Below are 4,984 nucleotides of genomic sequence, written 5' to 3'. Positions count from 1 at the left end.
TTATATATATCCTTAACTATTTTATTATCTGATATGTCTCTATAATGATCGCCTTCCGCTATAGTCATAATAGCAAGCCTTATAGAAAGCACAGATATCATAAGAATAACTACAGCCATTATAATGTTATATCTATTTGTTAATTTATCTTTTAAATTCATCCTTTATCACCTTTGTCTCTTTCCAAACTTAAGAGAAGATATTCTAAATATTTTATAAAGAAGCTTATAAAACATAAAAGCTAAAATGCAATTATATAAAATTTCAATGGAAAAAATTCTTCTAATTGATGCAGCTAAAGAAACATCTCTCGCTAAAAAATATATTATTAAAAAATACATTATATTATATACAATTGTACTAATTGCTGTAAAAATAAGATGAATTATTGTATTTTCATTGTTTAAAGAATAATTCAACATTCCAGAACCATATCCTATTAGAAAATATGTAAGCGCATGCATTCCTATTACGTCTCCAAGGAGTATATCTTGAAATAACCCCATGACCAAACCAAAAAAAGCCCCATAATATTTGCCTTTAAATAATGCAATTACGGCTATGGAAGCTAATGCTGGGTTTGGTGCAAATACAAGAAAGTCAAAAAAAGGTAATACACTGCCTTGTAATATTAAATTTACTATAATGATTATAACCATGGTAATAATTGTCAATTATATCCCCCATATCATTCTACTATTACAAATACCTTATACATTTTTTTAAAATCTACAGCAGGTTTTACAACAATCTTTTTCATAAGTTCTTCTTCTAATTGTATAACATCTTCAATTTCACCTATATATAAATCTTTTACGTATCCTTTTCCAAGACCTGAGGTATATAGTTTGTCACCTACAACTATATCTGCTTTTCTGTCAAATAGATAACCTTCTATATCACTATCTATACTTCCTTTAATCATGCCTCCATCTTGAGTTCTTATACTCTTAAAAGATATACTGTTTTGTTCATCTATTATAGATGAAACTTTTGACCACTTATCGCCAACTTCTAAAATTCTACCCACAAGGCCTTCTTCTACTATTTCACCGTCTACCTCTACACCTTGTATTATTATATCGCCATTTTTTATACCGTCTTCTTTACCCTTATCAATTGTAAATTTATTGTACCAATTCCCAGCTTCTTTACTCGTTATCTGTGCAGAAACTAGTTCCAGTTCACTATCTTCTAAAAGCTTGGCTTCTTTTCTTAAGAAATCAGATTTTCCTACAATATTTTCAAGGTCTCTATTCTCAGCTTTAAGTTTTGCAATCTCATTTTCTAAGTCTTCTTTTTCTTCTTCAAAATTAAATAATCCGCCTAAATTTTGAAAGCCAGTAGATACCGAGTTTCCAATAGTATAAAAAGCTTTACTTATGGGCGAAAAAAGGTTTCCTAAAAAGTTTTCTCCTCCTGTGATACCATCATCTCTTCCGTTAGTCATCCCCATTGTAACAATTAAAATGATAGCAACTAATGTCACTATCATTTTGTTTTTGTATTTCTTGAAAAAATACATTTAAATCACCTGTTATCCTAGTTTTTTAGTACTGGAAATAGTCTTTTTGATAACTTCTATATTCGCTAATGCAAGCCCTGTCCCTATAGCAACACAATCAAGTGGTTCTTCTGCAATCTTAACAGGCATACCTGTCTCTTCAGTTATAAGTCTATCCATACCATCAAGTAAAGCTCCTCCACCTGTTAGCATAATACCTTGTTCTATTATATCTGATGCAAGTTCTGGAGGAGTCTTCTCTAAACTTGTCTTTATAGCTTCTATTATATTAGCCACTGGCTCTTTTAATGCATCATATATCTCTACCGAACTTATCTCTATAGTTTTTGGAAGTCCACTTATAAGGTCTCTTCCACGTATATCCATAAGTTTTTTTTCAGTACCACCATCAGCAGATCCAATGTTTATTTTTATTTCTTCTGCAGTTCTTTCACCTATCATAAGATTATATGTCTTTTTGATATAGCTTACGATAGACTCGTCTAGCTCATCTCCACCTACTCTTATAGATTTGCTAGTTACGATACCTCCAAGGGAAATAACAGCTACCTCCGTAGTTCCCCCACCAATATCTACAATAAGACTACCCGTAGGTTCATGAACTGGAAGACCTGCTCCTATAGCTGCTGCCATAGGCTCTTCAATTAGGTATGCTTCTCTTGCTCCTGCATGAACTGCTGCTTCTTCTACAGCTCTTTTTTCTACCTCTGTAACTCCACTTGGTACACATACTACAACTCTAGGTTGAAACAAGGATTTTCTTTTATAAGCAGACTTTATAAAATGTTTCAACATACTTTGTGTTACATCAAAATCAGCAATAACCCCATCTTTTAAAGGTCTTATAGCTATTATATCTCCCGGAGTTCTACCTATCATTCTCTTTGCTTCCTCACCTACTGCAAGAACTTGTTTATTTGTAGTCTGAATAGCAACTACTGAAGGTTCACGCGTTACTATCTCTCTACCCTTTACATATACTAGTGTGTTTGCAGTACCTAAGTCAATACCCATATCTTTATTCATAAAATCAAAAATTCCCATTTATTTTCTCCTCCACAATTTCAAATTAAGTTTTTCTCTTTAAAGCTAACATATCTATTGTCTCCAATTATTATATGATCCAATACTTTTATCCCTATTAAGTCTCCAGCATCTTTAAGTCTATTTGTAATATTTATATCTTCACTACTTGGAGCAGGATCCCCACTTGGATGATTATGTATTAAAATAATTGAATTTGCACTTTTATTTATTGCAGCATAAAATACATCTCTAGGATGTACTATTGAAGCATTTAAGGTTCCTATAGAGATATTTTCTATAGATATTATTTGGTTTTTAGTATCTAATATAGCTATATCAAAATGTTCCTTATTTAGAAACCTCATTTTATCAGATATAAGATTTACTAGTATATCCGGTGAGGTAACTTTTATCTTTTCCTCAGCTGACCATCTGTTAATCCTTTTACCAACTTCTATACTTGCTAATATTTGGGAAGCTTTACATATCCCTATACCTTTAATTTTAGTAAGTTCTTTTACAGAAACATTTGTAAGGTAACTTAATCCTCTCTCATCCATACTAAGTATTCTATTAGCTACATCAAGAGCAGTATCATCCCTATGCCCAGTCCTTATTATAAGTGCAATAAGTTCTGCATTTGATAATCTCTCTGCCCCATAGTTTGCTAACTTTTCTCTTGGTCTTTCGCTTACTGGTAACTCCTTTATAGTATATTTTCTCTCAAATTCAACTGCATTATCCATATAAACACCTACTTATTCATATTTATAATACTTATGTCAAAAAATTTATTGAGTATTTTATCTAATTTTACTAAAGGAAGCCCCACTACACTTAAGTATGAACCTTCTATTTTGTCAACTAAAAGAGCTCCTAAACCTTGAATTCCATAAGAACCAGCTTTATCAAATGGTTCCCCTGTAGATACATAGGTATCTATAATATCCTTATCTAATTGCCTAAATTTTACCTTTGTCTTTTCAAAATCTACTATTTTTATCTTTTTTTCTAAATTTATAAGGCTAATACCAGTTATAACTTCATGAGTATTTCCACTTAGGATATTTAACATCCTTAAAGCATCATCATAATCTTTAGGTTTAGATAAAATCTTACCTTTATAATAAACTACTGTATCAGCCCCTATGACTATATTATTGGGGTTTTCAACACTAATTTTATAAGCTTTTCTAAAAGCAAGTGACATAGCAAGCTCTTCTGGCCCTTCATATTTACTAACTGTTTCCTTTATATGACTTTCCATAATTTTAAATTTTAAATTATATTTTTCTAAAATATCTTTTCTTCTTTGAGAAGCTGATGCAAGTATTATATCATTCATATTTATTTCCTTCTTATTTATTTTCTAATAAAACAGTAAAATTCTTTTTTAAATTTCTTATTATATATGTAGATGCAAGCCCTACAAAATACCCTGTAAAAATACTAGTTAACATCAGAAAAGGAAGGTATGTATATATTTTAATATTACTAAGCATAAGGCTTGCCACACTTACTTGAGCAAAGTTATGAAAAAGTGCACCAAATATGCTTACACCTATAAGGCTAAAGATTTTAGAAAAATATCTATAAACCATATACATGGCAATACAAGAAAGTATTGCGCCTGCAATACTATAGATAAAACTTGACACACTTCCAGTTACAAGCATCAAAACTACACTTTTGAGTCCTGAAACTATCAATCCTTCTTTAAATCCAAAAACTACTAATGTAACAAGTACTACCATATTAGATAAGCCTAGCCTTGCTCCAGGTATAGCAACAGGTAGTGGTATAGCTGATTCTAGAACACTAAGAGCTAGTCCTACAGAAACTAATATGGACAAAAATATCATTTTATTTAATTTTTTCATATTTATCTCTTCCTAATAATTCATTATATCTATTTCTTGGTCCTTATCCATTCCCTTTATTTCTACTATCATTTTATTTGGTAGGCAAACTATAGTCTCTCCTATTTTAGAAATATATCCTTGTTTTACATCTATTTGATCAGGACAATCCGCCTCTATGACTCTAACTTTTTCATCTCCAAATTCTACTAAATTGTATCCATATTCACTGTCAATTGGAAAAGTTTTTCCTACTATTTCTTCATCAAATATTATCTTTTTTACTTCTTTACCATCTACTTGAATACTTACAAATCTACTATCATTTGAGAGTGATTGCTTTTTTATAAAACCTAAAGAAGCAAGTGTCAAAAGTATAACAACCAATATTAAAATTTTATCACCTTTTGTCATTTTAACCATCCTTTAGATTAAAGCTTTTTCTTACATTTGTACTTATTATAGTTTACCATTTATATATTTTTTTTACAAGTTAGAAATTAGAAAAACCAACAAATTCCCCATGGAATTTATTGGTTTTTCTATTACTTATTTTATTCTACATCTACTAGTG

The 4,984-nt window shown here is 30.5% G+C and carries 7 protein-coding genes; all 7 read right to left on the bottom strand.

The window, feature by feature from the left end; genetic code table 11:
• Positions 1-167: 167 nt before the first annotated feature.
• From mreD to ACTHW2_RS10670, 7 genes are read right to left on the bottom strand one after another with little or no spacing between them, the layout of a single operon-like run.
• Positions 168-674, bottom strand: a complete 507-nt coding sequence (mreD, locus tag ACTHW2_RS10700) for a rod shape-determining protein MreD (protein ID WP_442263907.1) — start codon at positions 672-674, stop codon at positions 168-170.
• A gap of 14 nt (positions 675-688) precedes the next feature.
• Positions 689-1,525 carry a rod shape-determining protein MreC gene (gene mreC, locus ACTHW2_RS10695; RefSeq protein ID WP_442263906.1) on the bottom strand — a complete coding sequence of 279 codons (837 nt, stop codon included), beginning with the start codon at positions 1,523-1,525 and terminating at the stop codon, positions 689-691.
• 12 nt (positions 1,526-1,537) lie between these two features.
• Positions 1,538-2,569, bottom strand: coding sequence for a rod shape-determining protein (locus ACTHW2_RS10690; protein ID WP_442263905.1), 1,032 nt, complete (start codon positions 2,567-2,569; stop codon positions 1,538-1,540).
• A gap of 20 nt (positions 2,570-2,589) precedes the next feature.
• Entirely contained in the window at positions 2,590-3,297 is a 708-nt protein-coding gene (radC, locus tag ACTHW2_RS10685; RefSeq protein ID WP_442263904.1) for a RadC family protein, read from the bottom strand.
• A gap of 8 nt (positions 3,298-3,305) precedes the next feature.
• Positions 3,306-3,896, bottom strand: coding sequence for a Maf family protein (locus tag ACTHW2_RS10680; RefSeq protein ID WP_442263903.1), 591 nt, complete (start codon positions 3,894-3,896; stop codon positions 3,306-3,308).
• A gap of 13 nt (positions 3,897-3,909) precedes the next feature.
• Positions 3,910-4,431, bottom strand: coding sequence for a Gx transporter family protein (locus ACTHW2_RS10675; RefSeq protein WP_442263902.1), 522 nt, complete (start codon positions 4,429-4,431; stop codon positions 3,910-3,912).
• A 12-nt stretch (positions 4,432-4,443) separates the two neighbouring features.
• Positions 4,444-4,824, bottom strand: a complete 381-nt coding sequence (locus ACTHW2_RS10670) for a NusG domain II-containing protein (protein WP_442263901.1) — start codon at positions 4,822-4,824, stop codon at positions 4,444-4,446.
• Between the last annotated feature and the right edge of the window lie 160 nt (positions 4,825-4,984).

The organism is Tissierella sp. (assembly GCF_052089545.1).
Taxonomy (GTDB): Bacteria; Bacillota; Clostridia; order Tissierellales; family Tissierellaceae; genus Tissierella_A.
Note: the sequence above shows the minus strand (reverse complement) of the source record. Positions and strands in the feature narration are given on the sequence as shown.